This is a genomic window from Pseudomonas sp. TUM25319 (assembly GCF_056388475.1).
Map to the genome: position 1 here is coordinate 1,573,735 of NZ_CM150751.1, position 16,633 is coordinate 1,590,367.

Consider the following 16,633-nt stretch of genomic DNA (forward strand, 5'->3'; position numbering starts at 1 on the left):
GGCTCCTGATTGAATGATGGGTCAAAGGGCAAGCTGGATCGGGTCTTCGCCGGTGGGGACGGCGCAGCAGATAAGTACATCCTCGGCACCGACGCTGGCGCCGGGCTCCTTGATATAGGTGACCGCCCCCTTGAGCAGGCGGGTACGGCAGGTGCCGCAATGGCCCTCGCGGCAGCTGTATTCCGGCGACAGGCCACGGGCCTCGGCCAGTTCCAGCAGGGTCCCGGACTCCGGCGTCCAGCGCGCCTCTTTCAGCGAATCCATGAAGGTCACGGCCACGGGCGCGGTCGCTGGCGGAAGACGCACAGGGGCCGCCGCGGCAGTCGTGCGAGTCAGTGACGCCGGGCCGAAGGCCTCGGCGTGGATGCGCCCGTCGTCGATGCCGTAGTTGCGCAAGCCGTCGTAGAGCGCTTGGGTGAAGGCGGGCGGGCCGCACAGGTAGAACCCGTAGTCACCGAAGGGCAGGTTGCGACCGAGCAGTGGCATGTCGATGCGGCCGGAGGCGTCGTAGTCGCGGCCGGCTTCGGCGTCATGGGTGTCGCTCAGCACGCGGACCAGCTTGACCGAGCCGTTGCTGGCGGCGACCAGGTCGGCCAGTTCGCGGTCGAAGGCGCGGTCCTGCTTCGAGCGGGCCGCGTAGAACAGCGTGGCCGGGCGCATCCGCTGGGTGCGTGCGCCCTCGAACAGCAGGTGGCGCAGCATCGCCAGCATCGGCGTGATGCCGATACCGCCCGCCAGCAGCACCAGCGGGCGGGTGCTGTCGGTGTCGAGGGTGAAGTCGCCCGCCGGTGCGCGGACCTCCAGGGTGTCGCCTTCGTGCAGGTGATCGTGGAGATGGCGGGACACCGCCCCGTCGCGCTTGACGCTGATCCGGTAGAGCCCGTCGGAAGGCGCAACCGACAGGGTGTAGGTGCGAATCACTGGCTTGTCCGAACCGGCAAGACGCACGCGAATCGGCAGGTGCTGGCCCGCCAGATGAGGCAGCAGCGCGGCGCCGTCGTCGGCCTGCAGGTGGAACGAGCGGATCGATTCGCTTTCCTGCACCACCCGCGACACTTTCAGGGCACGCCATTGGCTGGCGAGTTCGGCGGCGCGCAGGCGTTCTGCGGCCTGCCGCCAGTCGCCGGTCATCAGCGAGCTGTCGGCCTCGCCGTCCTGCTGGAAGGCCCAGCGCAGGGCGAGCCCGCCCGTCCGACGGACGATCTTGCGCGGCGAGAAGTTCCAAAGCCGTTCGGCGCCCTGGAAGGCGGCAATCTCGGGGGAATCGAAGATCACCTCGGCGTCGCCGGTCATCTGCAGCAGGTCGCCGGTTTCGTAATCGACGAACAGCAGCCCGGCCTGGCCATTGAGGTGGATATTGCCCAGGGTGGAGAAGAACAGGTTGCCGTTGAAATCCGGAATGGTCAGCGAACCATCGTCATTGATACGGACAAAGCCTGGCTTGCCGCCGCGATGCGAGACATCGATCTGGCGACGGTCATCACGGTCGGCGTAGGTGGCGACGAAAAAGGCATCGGCGCTTTCGATCAAGGCGCGGGCGGCCGCATCGAACGCGGTGAAGGTTTCCCGCTGAGCGGTGGCCGGTGTGCGCGGATCACGGTCGAAACGAAAGTCCCGCAACTGGATATAGCGCGGGCAGTTGCCGAAGCTCTGGTCTACCTGCACCCGGAATCCCTGGTCGATCGGCGACAGCAGGCCGTTCATGCGATTGCGCCGGCGGGTGTGCATCTCGATGCCCAGCAAGCCCACGGGGGCGCCGTCGAACATCCCCGCGCTTGCCGGGTCCTGTGGATCCGGCAAGGCACGGATATCGAGTGCCGTGGGCGAAGGCGAGGACATGAAGCCCGGCTCGCCTTCGAGGAAGGTTGCCCAGGCATCGCCTTCGCCGTCCACGCTGCCCAGTACGATGAAGGGCAACTGGGCGTAGAAGTCGCGATGCTGGTCGGGCATGAAATCCCGGATGACACGCTGGCCGACACCTTCCATCCGCTCGGCGACGCCGACTTTTTCCTGGATGAATTGCTCGCCTTCATGCCAAACAGACAGTTTTTTCAGGTGCTCGGCCATGTTCGTGTCTCCCGTGATGTGGAGCGGCGGTGATCAGGCGTTGGCGGTCAGGCCGGCCGGGGTGCGGGCAAAGGGCACGAAGCCGGGCAATGCCTCGACGCGGGCGAGGAAGGCATTGACGGCCGGGTAGTCGGACAGATCGACATTGCCTTCCGGTGCACGGGCGACATAGCTGTAGATCGCGACGTCGGCGATGGTCGGGTGATCGGCGGCGAGCCACTGGCGGTCGGCCAGGTGCTGTTCCAGGCGGCCGAGCAACACATGGGCGCGGGCGATGACTTCGGCGGGGTTGAAGCTGGCGTTGAACACCGTGATCAGCCGCGCCGCCGCCGGGCCGTAGGCCAGTTCGCCGGCGGCGACCGACAGCCAGCGCTGCACCCGCGCAGCGCCTGCGGCGTCTTCCGGCAGCCAGTCGCTGCGGCCGGCTTTCTTCGCCAGGTAGACGAGGATGGCGTTGGAGTCGGCGATGACCAGATCGCCATCTTCCAGCACCGGGATCTGGCCGAAGGGGTTGAGCTTGAGGAATTCAGGCGACTTGTGGGCGGCCGCAGCCAGGTCGACTTCGATCAGTTCGTGGGGCACGCCAAGCAGCGAGGCGAACAGCACTGCGCGATGGGCATGGCCTGACAGGGGATGGTGGTGAAGTTTCATGATCCGGCTCCTGGCTGTGGTCGGGGTCATTCCCGATCCGTGAAGCCAGTGTGGAACTGAATGCTTTTCGGCGGAATACGCTTTGTTGGCAGTTCTTTATTGCACCCAGCGGAATAATTCAGCGTGACGGCGACCGGAGGCGTTGCTCCTGCAGACCTCTCGGTGGGATGATTCGCAATTGCAATCACTTCCTGTCCAGAGCCCAGCGTCCGTGTCCGCCAGACTTCTCCTCACCGAAGACGATCTCAACCTGCGTCAGGATCTCCAGCAGCATTTCGAGCGCCGCGGATTCCAGGTTTATGCCTGCGAAACCGGTGCCGAGGCGCAACAGGCCATGGCGCAGGGCGGCTTTGACCTGATCCTGCTGGACATCATGCTGCCGGGCATCGACGGCCTGACCCTGCTCGACAACCTGCGCCGGCACCAGGCCGTGCCGGTGATGCTGATGTCCGCTCTCGGCGCCGAACAGGATCGCATCAGCGGCTTCACCCGTGGCGCCGACGACTACCTGCCCAAGCCCTTCAGCCTCGCTGAACTGGACGCCCGGGTCGATGCGCTGTTGCGGCGGGTGGCGCTGGACACGCGGCGCAGTGAACAGCGCGCCGACAGTGGGTCGCTGAGCTTCGACCAGGAGCGCCAGGACGTCCTGTATCAAGGTTGCAGCGCCGGGCTCACCGGTTCCGAATTCCGCCTGCTGTCGACCCTGCGCGCCCACCCCGGCGAAGCGCTGAGCAAAGCGTTTCTCTACCAGACCGTACTGCACCGCGCCTACACGCGGCTGGACCGCGGTCTCGATGTCCACGTCTGCAACCTGCGCCGCAAGCTGGCTGCCATCGGCGCGGCCCATGTGCAGATCCAGTCGGTGCGCAGCCAGGGCTATGTCCTGGTGGAAGTGGAAGCGTCCTGATGCGGCGTCATCCCCTGCTGTGGAAACTGGCGCTGATCCTGGTCAGTTTCTGTCTGCTGCTGACCTGGCTGATCTGGACCTGGGGGCTGTCGGTGGAGCGCAGCACCTACTTCCTCGGCAATGCGGACCAGCAGTACCTGGCCCGCTACGCCGAAGAGGCCGAACAGGCCTGGCGCAACGGCGGTGCCGAGGGGGCCGAGGCCTATCGCAGGCGGCTCGCCCAGCGTGAAGATACCTGGGTGGCGCTGGTCGGCCCGCTGCTGCAGAGCCTCGGTACGACGCCCTTGAGCGCCGAGGACGCCAGCCACCTGACCTTCATGCGCAAGCTCGACTGGCCCATGAGCCGGCGCCTTCAGGATGAATTGCCCTACGTCAGCATCGAGTTTCCCGAGCATCCCGAAGACGGCCGTCTGGTCATCCAGTTGCCCGAACGGTTGCTGCCCACCGGCCTGACACCCTGGACCCATGTGGTCACCCACGGCTTGGCGCCGGCGGTGCTGGCCTTGTTGCTCGGGCTGGTGCTGTACCGCCATCTGGTGGTGCCGCTCAATCGTCTGCGCGATCGTGCCGACGCCTTGCGCGCCGACGACCTCAACAGCCCCGGCCTGCCGCTGCAGGAGCGTCGCGACGAACTGGGCGAACTGGCGCAGGCCTTCGAGCACATGGCCGGGCGCTTGCGGCGCAGCCTGGACCAGCAGCGTTTGCTGCTGCGGACCCTGTCCCACGAGTTGCGCACGCCGCTGGCGCGGCTGCGCATCGCCCACGACAGCGCGGTGCCGCCCGAGCAGTTGCGCGAGCGTCTGGACCGCGAGGTGAACGACATGCAGCGGCTGCTGGAAGACACCCTCGACCTGGCCTGGATGGACACGGAGCAACCGCAGTTGCCCAGCGGGCCGGTGCAGATGCTCTCGGTCTGGGAGGCGCTGTGCGAGGACGCCTGTTTCGAAAGCGACTGGCCGCGCACGCGGCTGCCTGCGGGGATTACTGCCGATTGCTGGGTTCACGGTCATCTGGACAGCGTCGCCCAGGCTCTGGAGAACCTGCTGCGCAACGCGATCCGTCATTCGCCGCCAGGCGGCACGGTGCGTCTGGACGGGGAACGGGAAGGCGACCTCTGGCATTTCCGCCTTCAGGACCAGGGCCCCGGCGTACCCGAGGCCGACCTGGAACGTATCTTCGAGCCCTACCAGCGGCTCTCCGGCAGTGGTGCCGGCTTCGGCCTGGGATTGGCGATCGCCCGTCGTGCCGTGCAACTGCAAGGCGGCAGGCTCTGGGCTAGCAACACCCACCCGGGGTTGTGCCTGCACCTGGTGCTACCGGTCGGCGAGGAATGTTTAGAAAGTTAATGCGCTTTACTCTCAATTAGCAGTCATTATCATTCGTGATCTCTTGCCTTCAGCGCACCGTTCCGGAGATCCGAAGATGTTGCCCCGCCCATCCCACCGCATTCCCTTCCTGTTGCTGTCCAGCTGCCTGTTGTCCTGTGCCGTCCAGGCGGCCACCGAGAGCCAGGCCATCGAGCTGGAGAACCAGAACGTGGTCGCTACTGCGCTGGAAGAGACCAAGCAGGCGCCGGGCGTATCGGTGATTACCGCCGAAGACATCAAGAAGCGTCCACCGGCCACCGACCTGTCGCAGATCATCCGCACCATGCCCGGCGTCAACCTCACCGGCAACTCCACCAGCGGCCAGCGCGGCAACAACCGGCAGATCGACATCCGTGGCATGGGCCCGGAAAACACCCTGATCCTGGTGGACGGCAAGCCGGTCAGCAGCCGCAGCTCGGTGCGCTACGGCTGGCGCGGCGAGCGTGACTCCCGCGGCGACACCAACTGGGTGCCGGCCGACCAGGTCGAGCGCATCGAGGTCATCCGTGGCCCGGCGGCAGCCCGCTACGGCTCCGGCGCCATGGGCGGCGTGGTGAACATCATCACCAAGCAGCCGGGCACCGAAACCCACGGCAACGTGACGGTCTACCAGAACTTCCCGACCCACAGCGACGAAGGCGCCAGCAAGCGCGTGACCTTCGGCCTCAACGGCGGGCTGACCGACACCCTCAGCTACCGCGTCTACGGCAACGTCGCCAAGACCGACTCGGACGACTGGGACATCAACGCCGGGCACGAGTCCGCCCGTACCGGCAACCAGGCCGGCACCCTGCCTGCCGGTCGCGAAGGTGTGCGCAACAAGGACGTCAACGGCCAGTTGAGCTGGCGCCTGACCCCCGAGCAGACCCTGGAGCTGGAAGCCGGCTTCAGCCGTCAGGGCAATATCTATTCCGGCGACACCCAGAACACCAACTCCAACGCCAACGTGAAGAGCATGCTGGGCCACGAGACCAACATCCTCTACCGCGAGAACTACGCGCTGACCCACCGTGGCGACTGGGACTTCGGCAGCACCATGGCCTACCTGCAATACGAGAAGACCCGCAACCAGCGGATCAACGAAGGCCTCGCCGGTGGCACCGAAGGCATCTTCAGCAACACCGATTTCTACACCTCGACCCTGCGCACCCTGACCGCCCACGGCGAGGTCAACCTGCCGCTGCATGCCTGGCGCGACCAGACCCTGACCCTGGGCAGCGAATGGAGCCAGCAGCAGCTTAACGACCCGAGCGCCAACACCCAGACCACCACCGAAGGCGGCGCCGTCAGCGGCCTGACCGGCACCAACCGCGACACCAGCTCCCAGGCGCAGATCTTCTCGCTGTTTGCCGAAGACAACATCGAGCTGATGCCCGGCACCATGCTGACCCCGGCACTGCGCTTCGACCGCCACAGCATCGTCGGCGACAACTGGAGCCCGTCGCTCAACCTGTCCCACGCGCTGACCGACACCGTTACCCTGAAGGCCGGCATCGCCCGGGCCTACAAGGCGCCGAACCTTTATCAACTGGACTCCGACTATCTGCTCTACAGCCGTGGCCAGGGTTGCTACGGGCAGAGCACCAGCTGCTACCTGATGGGCAACGAAGACCTCGAGGCGGAAACCAGCGTCAACAAGGAACTGGGCATCGAGTTCCAGAAAGACGGCTGGGTTGCCGGCCTGACCTACTTCCGCAACGACTACAAGAACAAGATCGAATCGGGCATGAGCCCGGTCGGTCGCGCCACCGGTGGCACCGGCAGCTACGCCAATGCCGCGGTCTACCAGTGGGAGAACATTCCCAAGGCGCTGGTGGAAGGCCTGGAAGGCACCTTGACCATCCCGCTGACCGAGCAGTTGAAGTGGAGCAACAACTTCACCTACATGCTGCAATCGAAGAACAAGGAAACCGGCGAGACCCTGTCGGTAACGCCGAAGTACACCCTCAACTCGATGCTCGACTGGCAGGCCACCGACGACCTGTCGCTGCAGGCCAGCGTGGCCTGGTATGGCAAGCAGACGCCGAAGAAGTATGACTACCACGGCGATCGCGTGACCGGTAACGCCAACAACCAACTGTCGCCCTACGCGCTGGTGGGCCTGAGCGGCACCTACGCCATCACCAGGAACCTCAGCCTCACCACCGGCGTCGATAACCTGTTCGACAAGCGCCTGTTCCGCGAGGGCAACGCCCAGGGCGTGACCAACATCGACGGCGCGGGTGCGGCCACCTACAACGAGCCAGGCCGCACGCTGTACACCAGCCTGACCGCTTCCTTCTAAGAGGCCCGTGGCCGCCGCTTCCCTTGGTGAAGTGGCGGCCGCGTGCGTCCATAACGAGAACGCCTGATGAACCTCACCCCGTTGTTTCTGAGCCTGGCGCTGATGGCGTCGGGCTCGCTTGCGTTGGCGCGGCCGGAACCGCAGCAGAAGATGGACGCTCCTGTCCTGCAGCAAAAGGACGCCGCCTATCGCTTCACCACCCTCACGCTCGATTCCGCCGATGGGCAGCGCCACTACCGGTTGTGGGTCGGTCAGCCGGATCGCCCGGCGCCGGCGGCGGGTTATCCGGTGCTGTGGATGCTTGATGGCAATGCCGCCCTTGAGGCCTTGCAGCCGGGGCAACTGCAGCGGCTGGCTGACGGCGACGCGCCGCTGTTGGTGGCCGTGGGTTACCAGACCGAGGAGCGTATCGAACGCAATGCCCGCACCTACGATTACACGCCCCTGGTGCCGGGCCTGGCCGAGCAGGTCGATCCGCTGACCGGCCAGCCGAGTGGTGGCGTGGAGGCGTTTCTCGACCTGCTGACCCGGCGCATGCGACCGATGGTCGCCGCCGTGGCGCCAATCGACCCGGCTCGCCAGACGTTGTGGGGGCATTCCTATGGGGGGCTGGCGGTGCTGCATGCCTTGTTCACCCGGCCGGGCGAGTTCAGCGACTACGCCGCGGCCAGCCCGTCGCTGTGGTGGCGGGACGGGGCGATCGTGCGTGAGGCGCAGGAGTTGAAGGGCAGGTTGGCGGGCAACACGCGGCGATTGCTGCTGATGCGCGGCAGCGCGGAGCCGTCGCAGCCTCGTGGTCCGAGCACCGGTGATGTCGAGGCGCCGGCGCGGTCACTGGTGGCCGAGCTTGAGAAGACTCCCGGGTTGCAGGTCAGCTACCAGCGTTTCGAAGGACTGAACCACGGGCCGATGTTGCCGGCGTCGCTGCATGCGGTGATCGAGGGGATGTCACGCTGAGTTGACCGGAAGTCGCCGCAGGCCCGCGGCGGCTTCCAGTCATGGGGCAGACTGTCAGGGCGCTACGGAGCCCTGCACTCTAGCCGGGTTGCCATAAACGATCGCATTGGCCTGGACATCCTTGGTAACCACCGCGCCCGCGCCGATCATCGCGTTTTCGCCGATGGTGATGCCCGGCAGAATGACCGCCCCGCCGCCGATGGACGCGCCTTTCTTGATCAGAGTCTTTGGAAACGCGTCGGGATAGACCTTCGAGCGAGGGGCCTTGTCGTTGGTGAACGTGACGTTCGGGCCGACGAAGACATTGTCTTCGAGGGTGATGCCGTCAAAAATGTAGATACCGTTCTTGACGGTGACATCGTTGCCGATCACCACATCGTTCTCGATGAAGCAATGCGAGCAGACGTTGACGTTTGAGCCGATGCGAGCGCCTTTGAGGACGACGCAGAACTGCCAGATTCTGGTGTTCTCGCCAATCTCGGTGGCCTGGACGTCAGCCAGTGGATGGACGTAGTAGCTGGCCTGGGTGCCGTGCTGGTCGTTCGAAGTCGTCATTGCCTTTCCTTGTTCGCGTTGAGCGACGAGCGTAGGTGCCGCCCGTGTTTGAAGCGCACGATGCTACCAGTGCCCTTCGGGCATGGGAATGAAATGGCAAGCCCTGGGTGGCTTGAACCGCCGGGCTGCGACAAGTCTTCACTTAATCTTTCGTAAATGCGGGTGTATCGTATTCGCCCTTCACGCTGGCCAGACCATGGCCGGCTGGTGTTTCCGCGAGATGAGGTGCCCGTTCCAATGTCCTTTACCCGTCGACAAATGCTCAAGGGCCTCACCGGTCTGGTGGTGGTTGGTCTTGGTGCCGGTGGCGCGGCCCGTTACTGGCTGGGCAAGGTCGAGGACGAGAACGCCGGGCATGACTACGAACTGATCGCGGCGCCTCTGGACGTTGAACTGGTGCCGGGCTTCAAGACCGAAGCCTGGGCGTTTGGCCCGTCGGCACCGGGCACCGAGCTGCGGGTGCGTCAGGGTACCTGGCTGCGGGTGCGCTTCATCAACCACCTGCCGGTGGAAACCACCATCCACTGGCATGGCATCCGCCTGCCGCTGGAAATGGACGGCGTGCCGTACGTCTCGCAACTGCCGGTCAAGCCCGGCGAGTTCTTCGACTACAAGTTCCGCGTGCCGGATGCCGGCAGCTACTGGTATCACCCCCACGTCAGCAGCAGCGAGGAACTGGGCCGCGGCCTGGTCGGCCCGCTGATCGTCGAGGAGCGCGAGCCCACCGGCTTCCTCCACGAGCGCACCCTGAGCCTGAAGACCTGGCACGTGGACGAGCAGGGCGCCTTCCTGCCCTTCAGCATTCCCCGCGAGGCGGCGCGCAACGGCACCGCCGGGCGACTGATCACCATCAACGGCAAGGCCGACGCGGTCACCGAACTGCCGGCCGGCCAGGTGGTTCGGGTACGCCTGCTCAACCTCGACAACACCTGGACCTACCGCCTCAACCTCAAGGGCAACTGCGAGGCGATGGTCTACGCCCTCGACGGCAACCCCATCACCCCGCGCCCGCTGGAAGAGGATTACTGGCTCGGCCCGGGCATGCGTATCTGCCTGGCAATTCGCATTCCCGACGCGGGCGAGGAAATCTCCCTGCGCGATGGTTTCGTGCGCCTCGGCACCCTGCGCTCGGTAGCCAGTGCCGACAAGCCGGGCGACTGGCCACCGGCGCTGCCGGCCAACCCCATCGCCGAGCCGGACCTGGAAAACGCCGAGAAGCTCAACTTCAATTTCGAGTGGGCCGGCAAGGTCTCGGTGGACACCGAGAACGGTCGGCCGCCGAGCCTCTGGCAGATCAACGGCCAGGCTTGGGACATCACCGACAAGACCTGCGCCGATCGTCCGATCGCCACGCTGCAGAAGGGCAAGAGCTACATCTTCGAGCTGAAGAACATGACCCAGTACCAGCATCCCGTGCACCTGCACGGCATGAGCTTCAAGGTGATCGCCTCCAATCGCCGGCAGATTGTCGAGCCGTGGTTCACCGACACCTACCTGCTGGGCAAGAACGAGCGCGCCCAGGTGGCGCTGGTGGCGGATAATCCCGGCACCTGGATGTTCCACTGCCATGTCATCGACCACATGGAAACCGGCCTGATGGCCGCGATCGCGGTGGTCTGATGCGGCCACAGATCATCGATCGCAGCCGCGATCAGGAATTCATGCGCCTGGCCCTCGAACTGGCCGCCCAGGGCGCGGCCCTTGGCGAGGTGCCGGTGGGCGCGGTGCTGGTGCAGCACGGCCAGGTGATCGGCCAGGGCTTCAACCGGCCGATTCTCGACAGCGACCCCAGCGCCCATGCCGAAATGGTCGCCATCCGCGCGGCGGCCAGGGCGGCCAGTAACTACCGGCTACCGGGCAGCACCCTTTACGTCACCCTCGAACCTTGCAGCATGTGCGCCGGCCTGATCGTCCATTCGCGGGTCAACCGCGTGGTCTACGGCGCGCTGGAACCCAAGGCGGGCATCGTGCAGAGCCAGGGACAGTTCTTCACCCAGGGCTTTCTCAATCACCGGGTGATCTACGAAGGTGGGGTGCTGGCGGAGGAGTGCGGGGCAATCCTCAGCGAGTTCTTCAAGGCGCGCCGAGCAAAAACCTAGGGTCTGTATGAAAAGCCTTGAGACGAAGGTCAGGCAAGGCGAAAACAGCCGAGGAAGCGGAGTTGACTGGTTGTCAATGAGCATTCCGAGGCTGTTTTCAACGCAGCATCACCGAGTATCAAGGCTTTTCATACAGAGCCTAAAGCGGCGGGGTCTGTTCCGCGGGCTTGTCCTTGTTCACGCCTGGCACATGCAGGTTGCCCTCGACGACCTGGTTACCTTCCAGTTGCGGCTGGGTCACCCAGGTGAGGATGTCGTAGTAGCGGCGGATGTTGGCGACGAAATGCACCGGCTCGCCGCCGCGGGCATAACCGTAGCGGGTCTTGCTGTACCACTTCTTCTGCGAAAGACGCGGCAACATTTTCTTCACGTCCAGCCATTTGTTCGGGTTGAGTCCCTCGCGTTCGGCCAGCTTGCGTGCATCGTCCAGGTGGCCGCCGCCCACGTTGTAGGCCGCCAGGGCAAACCAGGTACGGTCCGGCTCCTTGATCGAGTCGTCCAGTTGTTCCTTGACGTGCATGAAGTACTTGGCGCCGCCACGGATGCTTTGCACCGGGTCCAGCCGGTTGGACACGCCCATGGCCTGGGCGGTGCGCTGGGTCAGCATCATCAGGCCGCGTACGCCGGTCTTGGAGGTGACTTCCGGCTGCCACATCGATTCCTGGTAACCAATGGCCGCCAGCAGGCGCCAGTCCACCTGTTCCTGCTTGGCGTAGGTGCGGAAATGCTTTTCGAAGCGCGGCAGGCGCTCCTGCAGGTGCTGGGCGAAGGTGTAGGCACCGACGTAGCCGAGGACATCCACATGCCCGTAGTAGCGGTCTTTCAGGCGCTGCAAGGTGCCATTCTTTTGCACCTTGTCGAGGTATTCGTTGATTTCGTTGAGCAGGCTGTTGTCTTCGCCGGCGGCCACGGCCCAGCGCTGGTCGCGGGCGTCGCCAAGATCGAAGGCCACCCGCACGTTGGGGAAGTAGACCTGGTTCATCGCCAGTTCGTTGGAATCCACCAGGGTCAGGTCGATCTGCCCTTCGTCGACCATGCGCAGCAGGTCGACTACTTCCACCTGGTCGGATTCTTCATACTCCAGGCCGGGATACTGCTTCTTCAGCTCCGCCAGTTGTTCGGCATGGCTGCTGCCCTTGAGCACCAGGATACGCTTGCCGACCAGACCGGCGGCATTGGTGGGCCGGGACTTGCCGTTGCGGTAGATGATCTGCGGGGTGACTTCGAGGTACGGGTGGGAGAAGCGCGCCTGGCCCTGGCGCTGCTCGCTGCTGACCAGTCCCGCCGCCGCCAGCACCGGGCCGGACGGCTTGCCGAGCTGGCTGAACAGGTCGTCCAGGTTGTCGGCGGTCTCGATTTCCAGCTTGACGCCCAGATCGTCGGCGAAACGCTTCACCAGCTCGTATTCGAAGCCGGTTTCGCCGTTGCGGTCCTGGAAGTAGGTGGCCGGACTGTTGCGGGTTACAACCCGCAATACACCATCCTCCTTGATGCGTTCGAGGGTGCTGGGTTTTTCAACGCAGGCACCGAGCATCAGGAAGAGTCCGGTTGCGATGAGCCATTTGGCGCACCGCTGGCGCAAAGCAGTGTGGGCGAACATAACGTGCAGTATACGCAAAGGGCCTGCCGCGCCATATCTCGACAACAGATAGCTTGTCTGTTATCGCTCGCCGTGCTTGCGACTTTTCGGCGCAGTTGGAGCCCTTCGGGAAAGCTCCGACTCGTCTGCAATGCACTTGCCGACATTCGGATGGCCGCGGATGCAGCGTTTCGGGTGCCTCGCGCAGCGCTTTAGGCTAGAATGCACGGCCTCTAAGCACACCCCCTTCCTGAGGCTGTCCCGACGATGTTGATCCTGCGCGGCGCTCCTGCCCTTTCTGCCTTTCGCCACGGTAAATTACTGGAGCAATTGAGCCAGAAAGTCCCCGCTGTTAGTGGTTTGTACGCTGAATTCGCTCATTTCGCCGAAGTTGACGGTGATCTGACCGCCGACCAACAGCAAGTGCTCGCGCGCCTGCTCAAGTACGGCCCGAGCGTGCCGGTCCAGGAGCCTGCCGGTCGCCTGTTCCTGGTCATGCCGCGTTTCGGCACCATCTCGCCCTGGTCGAGCAAGGCCAGCGATATCGCCCACAACTGCGGTCTGGAAAACGTCCGTCGCCTGGAACGGGGCATTGCCTTCTATGTCAGCGGTGAGCTGAGCGAGGCCGACGCGGCCCTGGTCGCCGAGCAACTGCACGACCGCATGACCCAGGTGGTCCTCGGCAAGCTCGAAGAGGCCGCCGGCCTGTTCAGCCACGCCGAGCCCCGCCCGCTGACCGCCGTGGACATCCTCGGTGGTGGCCGCGCCGCCCTCGAGAAAGCCAACGTCGAGCTGGGCCTGGCCCTGGCCGAAGACGAGATCGACTACCTGGTCAACGCCTTCCAGGGCCTCAAGCGCAACCCGCACGACATCGAACTGATGATGTTCGCCCAGGCCAACTCCGAGCACTGCCGTCACAAGATCTTCAACGCCAGTTGGGACATCGACGGCGAAAGCCAGGAAAAAAGCCTGTTCGGCATGATCAAGAACACCTACCAGATGCACAGCGAAGGCGTTCTGTCCGCTTACAAGGACAACGCCTCGGTGATCGTCGGTTCGGTGGCCGGCCGCTTCTTCCCGAACCCTGAGACCCGCCAGTACGGCGCGGTGCAGGAGCCGGTGCACATCCTGATGAAGGTCGAGACCCACAACCACCCGACCGCCATCGCGCCGTTCCCGGGGGCTTCCACCGGCTCCGGCGGCGAGATCCGCGACGAAGGCGCAACCGGTCGCGGCGCCAAGCCGAAAGCCGGCCTGACCGGTTTCACCGTGTCCAACCTGCGTATCCCGGGCTTCGAACAGCCATGGGAGAAGCCGTACGGCAAGCCCGAGCGCATCGTCGACGCGCTGGACATCATGATCGAAGGCCCGCTGGGCGGCGCCGCTTTCAACAACGAGTTCGGTCGCCCGGCCCTGACCGGCTACTTCCGTACCTTCGAGCAGTCGATCGACACCCCCCACGGCGAAGAAGTGCGCGGCTACCACAAGCCGATCATGCTCGCGGGCGGCATGGGCAACATCCGTGAAGAGCACGTGAAGAAGGGCGAGATCACCGTCGGCGCCAAGCTGATCGTGCTCGGCGGCCCGGCCATGCTGATCGGCCTGGGCGGCGGCGCTGCCTCGTCGATGGCCACCGGTGCCAGCTCCGCCGATCTGGACTTCGCTTCGGTTCAGCGTGAAAACCCGGAAATGGAGCGCCGCTGCCAGGAGGTCATCGACCGTTGCTGGCAACTGGGCGACAAGAACCCGATCGCCTTCATCCACGACGTTGGCGCCGGCGGTATCTCCAACGCCTTCCCCGAGCTGGTCAACGACGGTGGTCGCGGTGGCCGCTTCGAGCTGCGCAACGTGCCGAACGACGAGCCGGGCATGGCCCCGCACGAAATCTGGAGCAACGAGTCCCAGGAACGTTACGTGCTGGCCGTGAGCGCAGTCGATTTCGAGCGCTTCCAGGCCATCTGCGAACGCGAGCGCTGCCCGTTCGCGGTGGTCGGTGAAGCCACCGAAGAGCCGCAACTGACCGTCACCGACAGCCACTTCGGCAACACCCCGGTGGACATGCCGCTGGAAGTGCTGCTCGGCAAGCCGCCGCGCATGCACCGTTCGGTCACCCGCGAAGCCGAGCTGGGCGATGATTTCGATCCGGCCCAGCTGGAACTGACCGATTCCATCGAGCGCGTGCTGCGCCACCCGGCGGTTGCCAGCAAGAGCTTCCTGATCACCATCGGCGACCGCACCATCACCGGTCTGGTTGCCCGCGACCAGATGGTCGGCCCGTGGCAGGTCCCGGTGGCTGACGTCGCCGTCACCGCCACCAGCTTCGACGTCTACACCGGTGAGTCCATGGCCATGGGCGAGCGCACGCCGCTGGCCCTGCTGGATGCCCCCGCATCCGGCCGCATGGCGATCGGCGAGACGCTGACCAACATGGCCGCCTCTCGCATCGAGAAACTTTCCGACATCAAGCTGTCGGCCAACTGGATGTCCGCTGCCGGCCATCCGGGTGAAGACGCCCGTCTGTACGACACCGTCAAGGCCGTGGGCATGGAACTCTGCCCTGAGCTGGGCCTGACCATTCCGGTGGGCAAGGACTCCATGTCCATGAAGACCCGCTGGAGCGACGAGGGCGCCGAGAAGACCGTTACCTCGCCGATGTCGCTGATCGTCACCGGCTTCGCTCCGGTACTCGACGTACGCAAGACCCTGACCCCGCAACTGCGCATGGACAAGGGCGAGACCGACCTGATCCTGATCGACCTGGGCCGCGGCAAGAACCGCATGGGCGCTTCGATCCTGGCGCAGACCCACGGCAAGCTGGGTGCCCAGGCGCCGGACGTCGACGACGCCGAAGACCTGAAGGCCTTCTTCGCCGTGATCCAGGGCCTCAACGCCGACGACCACCTGCTGGCCTACCACGACCGTTCCGACGGCGGCCTGCTGACCACTGCGCTGGAAATGGCCTTCGCCGGCCACTGCGGCCTGGACCTGGAACTGGACACCCTCACCGGCAAGCGCGAGAAAGTCGCCGCCATCCTCTTCAACGAAGAGCTGGGTGCGGTGATCCAGGTTCGTCAGGACGCCACCCCGGACGTGCTGGCCCAGTTCAGCGCTGCCGGCCTGGGTGAAGACTGCGTCGCGGTGATCGGCAAGCCGATCAACAACGGCGAAGTGGTCATCACGCTGGCGGGCGAAGAGCTGTTCAAGGGCGACCGCCGCCTGCTGCAACGCCAGTGGGCCGAGACCAGCTACCAGATCCAGCGCCTGCGCGACAACGCCCAGGGCGCCGACCAGGAATTCGATCTGCTGCTGGAAGAAGACAACCCGGGCCTGAGCGTCAAGCTGGGCTTCGACGTCAACCAGGACATCGCCGCGCCTTACATCAAGAAAGGCGTGCGTCCACAGGTTGCCGTGCTGCGTGAGCAGGGCGTCAACGGCCAGGTGGAAATGGCTGCGGCCTTCGACCGCGCCGGTTTCAACGCCATCGACGTGCACATGAGCGATATCCTCGCCGGTCGTGTCGACCTCAACGACTTCAAGGGCCTGGTAGCCTGCGGTGGCTTCTCCTACGGCGACGTCCTCGGCGCCGGTGAAGGCTGGGCCAAGTCGGCACTGTTCAACGCCCGTGCCCGTGATGCCTTCCAGGGCTTCTTCGAGCGCACCGACAGCTTCACCCTCGGCGTGTGCAACGGTTGCCAGATGATGTCCAACCTGCACGAACTGATCCCGGGCAGCGAGTTCTGGCCGCACTTCGTGCGCAACCGTTCCGAGCAGTTCGAAGCCCGGGTCGCCATGGTCCAGGTGCAGGAGTCGAACTCGATCTTCCTGCAGGGCATGGCCGGTTCGCGCATGCCGATCGCCATCGCCCACGGCGAAGGCCATGCCGAGTTCGCCAGCGAAGAAGCCCTGCTCGAAGCCGACCTGTCCGGCTGCGTGGCGCTGCGCTTCGTCGACAACCACGGCAAGGTCACCGAGAACTACCCGGCCAACCCGAACGGCTCGCCGCGCGGGATCACCGGTCTCACCAGCCGCGACGGTCGCGTCACCATCATGATGCCGCACCCTGAGCGTGTGTTCCGTGCCGTGCAGAACTCCTGGCGTCCGGACGAGTGGAGCGAAGACGGTGCGTGGATGCGCATGTTCCGCAACGCCCGCGTCTGGGTGAACTGA

11 protein-coding genes are annotated in these 16,633 nt (G+C 65.0%); 7 read left to right on the forward strand and 4 right to left on the reverse strand.

What is annotated here, in order from left to right; all coding sequences use genetic code 11:
- Positions 1–21 precede the first annotated feature (21 nt).
- Positions 22–2,067, reverse strand: coding sequence for an FAD-binding oxidoreductase (locus AC05QJ_RS07250; protein WP_476746226.1), 2,046 nt, complete (start codon positions 2,065–2,067; stop codon positions 22–24).
- A gap of 33 nt (positions 2,068–2,100) precedes the next feature.
- Positions 2,101–2,718, reverse strand: a complete 618-nt coding sequence (locus tag AC05QJ_RS07255) for a glutathione S-transferase family protein (RefSeq protein ID WP_476746227.1) — start codon at positions 2,716–2,718, stop codon at positions 2,101–2,103.
- A 211-nt stretch (positions 2,719–2,929) separates the two neighbouring features.
- On the opposite strand from AC05QJ_RS07255, the gene AC05QJ_RS07260 reads away from it, so the two are divergent.
- From AC05QJ_RS07260 to AC05QJ_RS07275, 4 genes are all read left to right on the forward strand, one after another.
- Complete coding sequence (locus tag AC05QJ_RS07260; RefSeq protein WP_476746228.1) at positions 2,930–3,625, forward strand: response regulator transcription factor; 696 nt, start codon at positions 2,930–2,932, stop codon at positions 3,623–3,625.
- On the forward strand, positions 3,625–4,971 hold the full coding sequence (locus tag AC05QJ_RS07265; protein ID WP_476746229.1) for a HAMP domain-containing sensor histidine kinase: 1,347 nt from the start codon (positions 3,625–3,627) through the stop codon (positions 4,969–4,971). Before AC05QJ_RS07260 ends, AC05QJ_RS07265 begins: the two co-directional genes overlap by 1 nt.
- Positions 4,972–5,047: 76 nt before the next feature.
- Entirely contained in the window at positions 5,048–7,276 is a 2,229-nt protein-coding gene (locus tag AC05QJ_RS07270) for a TonB-dependent siderophore receptor (RefSeq protein ID WP_476746230.1), read from the forward strand.
- 66 nt (positions 7,277–7,342) lie between these two features.
- Positions 7,343–8,233 (forward strand): alpha/beta hydrolase, encoded by an 891-nt coding sequence (locus AC05QJ_RS07275; protein ID WP_476746231.1) that lies wholly within the window; start codon positions 7,343–7,345, stop codon positions 8,231–8,233.
- A 54-nt stretch (positions 8,234–8,287) separates the two neighbouring features.
- Here the strand turns inward: AC05QJ_RS07275 and AC05QJ_RS07280 are convergent, their stop codons facing one another.
- A complete protein-coding gene (locus AC05QJ_RS07280) occupies positions 8,288–8,788 on the reverse strand; it encodes an acyltransferase (RefSeq protein ID WP_476746232.1) in 501 nt (166 codons plus the stop codon).
- A 237-nt stretch (positions 8,789–9,025) separates the two neighbouring features.
- Between AC05QJ_RS07280 and AC05QJ_RS07285 the strand changes: the two genes are divergently transcribed.
- Both AC05QJ_RS07285 and tadA read left to right on the forward strand, forming a co-directional pair.
- Positions 9,026–10,408: a multicopper oxidase family protein gene (locus AC05QJ_RS07285; RefSeq protein ID WP_476746233.1), complete on the forward strand. Its 1,383-nt coding sequence runs from the start codon at positions 9,026–9,028 to the stop codon at positions 10,406–10,408.
- Positions 10,408–10,887 (forward strand): tRNA adenosine(34) deaminase TadA, encoded by a 480-nt coding sequence (tadA, locus tag AC05QJ_RS07290; protein ID WP_476746234.1) that lies wholly within the window; start codon positions 10,408–10,410, stop codon positions 10,885–10,887. The genes AC05QJ_RS07285 and tadA overlap by 1 nt, the downstream gene beginning before the upstream one ends.
- A gap of 139 nt (positions 10,888–11,026) precedes the next feature.
- Here the strand turns inward: tadA and mltF are convergent, their stop codons facing one another.
- Complete coding sequence (gene mltF, locus AC05QJ_RS07295; RefSeq protein WP_476746235.1) at positions 11,027–12,487, reverse strand: membrane-bound lytic murein transglycosylase MltF; 1,461 nt, start codon at positions 12,485–12,487, stop codon at positions 11,027–11,029.
- A gap of 246 nt (positions 12,488–12,733) precedes the next feature.
- Between mltF and purL the strand changes: the two genes are divergently transcribed.
- A complete protein-coding gene (gene purL, locus AC05QJ_RS07300; protein ID WP_476746236.1) occupies positions 12,734–16,633 on the forward strand; it encodes a phosphoribosylformylglycinamidine synthase in 3,900 nt (1,299 codons plus the stop codon).

Bases quoted from the DNA above. Each gene is read 5' to 3' on its own strand.
- AC05QJ_RS07250 (WP_476746226.1), bottom strand. From the start codon at position 2,067: ATGGCCGAGCACCTGAAAAAACTGTCTGTTTGGCATGAAGGCGAGCAA.
- AC05QJ_RS07255 (WP_476746227.1), bottom strand. From the start codon at position 2,718: ATGAAACTTCACCACCATCCCCTGTCAGGCCATGCCCATCGCGCAGTG.
- AC05QJ_RS07265 (WP_476746229.1), top strand. From the start codon at position 3,625: ATGCGGCGTCATCCCCTGCTGTGGAAACTGGCGCTGATCCTGGTCAGT.
- AC05QJ_RS07270 (WP_476746230.1), top strand. From the start codon at position 5,048: ATGTTGCCCCGCCCATCCCACCGCATTCCCTTCCTGTTGCTGTCCAGC.
- AC05QJ_RS07275 (WP_476746231.1), top strand. From the start codon at position 7,343: ATGAACCTCACCCCGTTGTTTCTGAGCCTGGCGCTGATGGCGTCGGGC.
- AC05QJ_RS07280 (WP_476746232.1), bottom strand. From the start codon at position 8,788: ATGACGACTTCGAACGACCAGCACGGCACCCAGGCCAGCTACTACGTC.
- AC05QJ_RS07285 (WP_476746233.1), top strand. From the start codon at position 9,026: ATGTCCTTTACCCGTCGACAAATGCTCAAGGGCCTCACCGGTCTGGTG.
- tadA (WP_476746234.1), top strand. From the start codon at position 10,408: ATGCGGCCACAGATCATCGATCGCAGCCGCGATCAGGAATTCATGCGC.
- mltF (WP_476746235.1), bottom strand. From the start codon at position 12,487: ATGTTCGCCCACACTGCTTTGCGCCAGCGGTGCGCCAAATGGCTCATC.
- purL (WP_476746236.1), top strand. From the start codon at position 12,734: ATGTTGATCCTGCGCGGCGCTCCTGCCCTTTCTGCCTTTCGCCACGGT.